4 protein-coding genes and 1 pseudogene are annotated in these 3,928 nt (G+C 72.2%); 3 read left to right on the forward strand and 2 right to left on the reverse strand.

Going from position 1 to position 3,928, the window contains the following annotated elements:
* Positions 1-92 precede the first annotated feature (92 nt).
* Positions 93-875 (forward strand): hypothetical protein, encoded by a 783-nt coding sequence (locus tag ACSNOG_RS31975; RefSeq protein WP_436756203.1) that lies wholly within the window; start codon positions 93-95, stop codon positions 873-875.
* A 128-nt stretch (positions 876-1,003) separates the two neighbouring features.
* On the opposite strand, the gene ACSNOG_RS31980 is transcribed toward ACSNOG_RS31975, so the two are convergent.
* Positions 1,004-1,195 carry a hypothetical protein gene (locus ACSNOG_RS31980; RefSeq protein ID WP_436756204.1) on the reverse strand — a complete coding sequence of 64 codons (192 nt, stop codon included), beginning with the start codon at positions 1,193-1,195 and terminating at the stop codon, positions 1,004-1,006.
* 222 nt (positions 1,196-1,417) lie between these two features.
* Here ACSNOG_RS31980 and ACSNOG_RS31985 point away from each other — a divergent pair, with 222 nt between their 5' ends.
* Positions 1,418-2,071 carry a response regulator transcription factor gene (locus ACSNOG_RS31985; RefSeq protein WP_436756205.1) on the forward strand — a complete coding sequence of 218 codons (654 nt, stop codon included), beginning with the start codon at positions 1,418-1,420 and terminating at the stop codon, positions 2,069-2,071.
* An 86-nt stretch (positions 2,072-2,157) separates the two neighbouring features.
* Positions 2,158-3,027: pseudogene (locus ACSNOG_RS31990) on the forward strand (sensor histidine kinase); the annotation flags it as partial.
* Between the two features lie 82 nt (positions 3,028-3,109).
* Here ACSNOG_RS31990 and ACSNOG_RS31995 read toward each other — a convergent pair.
* Complete coding sequence (locus ACSNOG_RS31995) at positions 3,110-3,907, reverse strand: vWA domain-containing protein (protein WP_436756206.1); 798 nt, start codon at positions 3,905-3,907, stop codon at positions 3,110-3,112.
* Between the last annotated feature and the right edge of the window lie 21 nt (positions 3,908-3,928).

The raw sequence follows: 3,928 nt of genomic DNA on the forward strand, positions 1-3,928 counted from the left end.
TATAAGAGACAGGGGACGAGGGCAACGGGGACGGCGGGAACGGAGACGAGGGCAACGGAGACGAGGAGAACAAGGTCTGGCGCTTCGAGGCCGTGGAGCCCCGCGGGGAGACGAAGCTCTTCCACGCGCTGGCGGGGACCGTCGTGGAGCCCGGTTCGAGCGGGCTCCTGGCGACGCTGAGCAGTGCGCTCAAGGCGTCGCTGGAGGCGTCCGGCGGGATCTTCGGCACGGTGTCGAAGTGGGTGCCGGGGAGCACCACGCCGTACATCGTCTTCGACGGCTTCCGCGGTGACGAGGTCGTCCGCTTCTCGCAGCGGAACCGGGTGGAGGCCGGGCCGCGGAAGATCAGCGAGCAGTTCCCGCAGCTGCCGAAGGAGTTCCACGGCGGCTTCGACTTCGTGACGCGGGCGCCGGAGTGGAGCGAGCACCGGTACGTGGGCGTCAAGGGCGACCTGGCCGTCGAGTTCTCCGACCGGGGGAGCGGCGAGAGCCTGCACAGCGCCGACTTCTACTTCCCGCGCGAGCAGCTGGAGCCGGTGCTCGGCGGGCCGGTGAAGGCGGCGGTGCAGGGGACGCCGGACGGCCGCTACCACCTGGTGTTCGGGGAGAAGGGCGCTGCGGCGCTGATCGACGTGCCGCGGGGGCCCGGTGCCGGGAGGCGGGGTGCGGACCGGCGCGACGTGCGGCCGGTGCGGCTGGACCACCTGCCCGAGCCGTGCAGGCCCGACGCCGTCACGTCCGCGGCGGTGGGCGACGAGATGCACTTCTTCGCGGTCAAGGGCGATCAGTACCTCGTCTTCACCTTCCGCGAGGTGGTCCACGGGCCGGGGAAGGTCCTCGACGCGTATCCGTTCCTGCTGGGGGCGTGGGGCTGAGCGACCGGCTCGATCGGCCGGCTTGAACGACCGGCTCGATCGGCCGGCCCGTTGTGACCGGGTGGCGGGGGCTGCCCCTCCCGCCACCCGGTTCCCCCTCCCTCTCAAAGGAAGTCTCAGAGGAAGTCTCAGAGGAAATACACGACGTCGACCTGGCCGTCCGCCCGGTAGGAGAAGCCGGCTTCGCCGCTGCCCTCGCCCGGGGGGAGGGTGACGAAGTCGACGGCGTCCTGCAGGGAGGCGAACGTGCCCGCGTGGGCCGTCCTCACCTCGCCTTCCTCGCTGGGGACGGCCTCGGCGGCCTCGCCGGGAACGGACATGTCAGAACTCCTGTATCCGAAGAGTGATCCTGCGATTACCAACCGTAGTTGTTCGATCGGTGCTGCGTAACCGGGCTCCAGGGGCGCGCGGAGGCACGCCCAGGGGCGCGAGCGGCGCGTTCATGTCACCGCTTTCCAGTTAATAGAGAGGTTTGCGAAACATGTCCTCCTGTACACCGCATCCTGGGAGGGGATGCGTTGCCGAAGGAGACGGACGAGGACATGCGGGTACTGGTCGCCGAGGACGAAGAGATACTGGCCGAGCTGGTCGCCACGGGCCTGCGACGGGCCGGGTTCGCCGTGGACACCGTCTATAGCGGTGACGCCGCCATCGCCTACCTCTCCCTCCACGACTACGACGTCGTGGTGCTCGACCGCGACCTGCCCCGCGTCCACGGCGACGATGTCGCCCGCCACCTCGTCGCGAACGGCTCCCGCACCCGCATCCTGATGCTCACCGCCGCCGGCTCGATGGAGGACCGGGTGGCGGGGCTGGACCTGGGCGCCGACGACTACCTGCCCAAGCCGTTCGAATTCCCCGAGCTGATCTCCCGCGTGCGGGCGCTGCGGCGGCGCAGCGCCCGGCCGGCGCCGCCGCTGCTGGAGAAGGCCGGGCTGCGGCTCGACACGGTGCGCCGGACGGCCGACCGCGAAGGCCGGAACCTCGACCTCTCGCCCAAGGAGTTCGCCATCCTGCAGCTGCTGCTGGAGGCGGACGGGGCGGTCGTCAGCGCGGAGGAACTGCTGGAGCGCGCGTGGGACGCCCACGCGGACCCGTTCACCGGCGCGGTGCGCGTGGCGATGAGCAAGCTGCGCGGCAAGCTCGGGGAACCGGCGCTGATCCGCACCGTGCAGGGCGTGGGGTACGCGCTGTGAAGCCGGTACGGGTCAAGGCCGTGCGGCGCCCGTTCCTGACCGCCCGGGCGCGGATCGCCGTGGCCTTCGGCGGGATCTTCCTCGTCATGGGCGGGGCGCTGCTGCTCACCGTGAACCTGCTGTCGCGGGCGGGCACCCAGGAGCGGGCGACGACGATCGCGCGGAACGCCGTACCCGTGGAGATCGTCCGGCCGGGCGAGACGGTGAGCGCGTGGACCGCGTACCGGATCTCCGGCGACGTCAGCGCCGCGGCCTCCCAGGAGCTGATCATCTGGTCGGTGGCGGCGCTGTTCGTGACGGCGCTGCTGGCGGTCGGCGTGGGCTGGTGGACGGCCGGGCGCTGCCTGCGGCCGGTGCAGGGGGCCTTCGAGAGCCAGCGGCGCTTCATCTCCAACGCCTCGCACGAGCTGCGCACGCCGCTGGCCGTCCAGCGCACGGCGATCCAGGTCGGGCTGGACGGGGACCCGTCGCCGGACGAGCTGGCGCGCACGCGGACGGCCCTGCTGGAGGCCACCCGCCGCACCGAGCGCCTCATCGACGGGCTGCTGCTGCTCGCCCGCAGCGATCGCGGCCTGGAGCGCCGCGACCCGCTCGACCTGGCCGAGGTCGTCGCGGAGGAGGCCGGCGCGGTCGCGGGCCGCGCGGAGCGGGCCGGGGTGCGGCTGTCCGTACGCAGCGAGCGGGCGCCCCTGCGCGGGAACCGTGTGCTGCTGGGGCAGCTCGCCGGGAACCTGCTGCGGAACGCGGTGGAGTACAACCACCGCGGCGGCGACGTGGAGGTGCTCGTCGAGCCGGGCCGGCTGGTGGTGCGCAACTCGGGCCCGGTGGTGGCCGCGGCGGACATCCCGGCCCTCTTCGAGCCGTTCCGGCGGGGGCGGGGCAAGGAGCGGCTCTCCGGCGGCACGGGCCTGGGGCTGTCCATCGTCCAGTCGATCGCCCGCGCGCACGGGGGGCGGGCGTGGGCCGTGCCGAACCGGGGCGGGGGGCTGCGCGTGATCGTGGAACTGCCCGAGCCGGGACCTCCGTACTCCTGCAGGATCAGCCCTGGACGATGCCCGCCGCCCGGGCCTCCTTCAGCCAGTCCGGGAACTCCACCATCAGCTCCGCGTAGAGCCGGGCGGCCGTCAGCGACTTCGGGTCGCGGCCCGCGTGGAAGAAGCCCGCGTTGTCCACGACGCGCTTCTCCGGCACCGGCAGGTCGTCCAGCTTGCGGAGGAAGTCGAAGCCCTTGCCCTCCGGGTCGCCGAAGGCGACGAACTGCCAGAAGATCGGCAGGTTCGCGCTCTCGCACAGGGCCCGCTCCGCGGCCGGCTTGCTGTACGGGCCGCCGTCCGTCTGGAAGATGACGAACGCGGGGGCGGTCGAGCCGGACTCCTTGTAGTGCTTGATCACCGCCTCCATCGCCCAGTGGTAGTTGGTGCGGCCCATGTGGCCCATGGAGGAGTGCAACTCCTCGATGCGGCCCTCGTAGTTGCCGAGGTCGATCTCGGCGACGCCGTCGACGTCCGTCGAGAAGAAGACGACCGGGACCGTACCGTCGTCGTCCAGGTTGGCGGACAGGCCGAGGGCCTGCTCGGCGAGGTGCTGCACGGTGCCGTTCTTGTAGAACTCGCGCATGGAGCCGGAGCGGTCGAGGACGAGGTAGACGGCCGCGCGCTGCCCGGTCAGGCCCTGCTTCTCCAGGGAGACACCGGCGGCCTTGTAGAGGCTCACCAGACCGGGGGCGGACTCCTTCACCTTGGTGAGGCTGATGGCGGGGCTCTGCCCGGGGCCGGCCTGCGCGGGGATGGTCTGCGCGGGGGCGGTCTCGACGGGGGCCTCGTCGCGCGGCGGCATGGCCGGGGCGGGCTCGGGGGT

The organism is Streptomyces sp. URMC 124 (assembly GCF_051386455.1).
Classification (GTDB): Bacteria; Actinomycetota; Actinomycetes; order Streptomycetales; family Streptomycetaceae; genus Streptomyces.

What these genes read in the sequence shown, in the direction of transcription:
- ACSNOG_RS31980 (WP_436756204.1), bottom strand. Translation starts at nt 1,195, where the DNA reads ATGTCCGTTCCCGGCGAGGCCGCCGAGGCCGTCCCCAGCGAGGAAGGC.
- ACSNOG_RS31985 (WP_436756205.1), top strand. Translation starts at nt 1,418, where the DNA reads ATGCGGGTACTGGTCGCCGAGGACGAAGAGATACTGGCCGAGCTGGTC.
- ACSNOG_RS31995 (WP_436756206.1), bottom strand. Translation starts at nt 3,907, where the DNA reads ATGCCGCCGCGCGACGAGGCCCCCGTCGAGACCGCCCCCGCGCAGACC.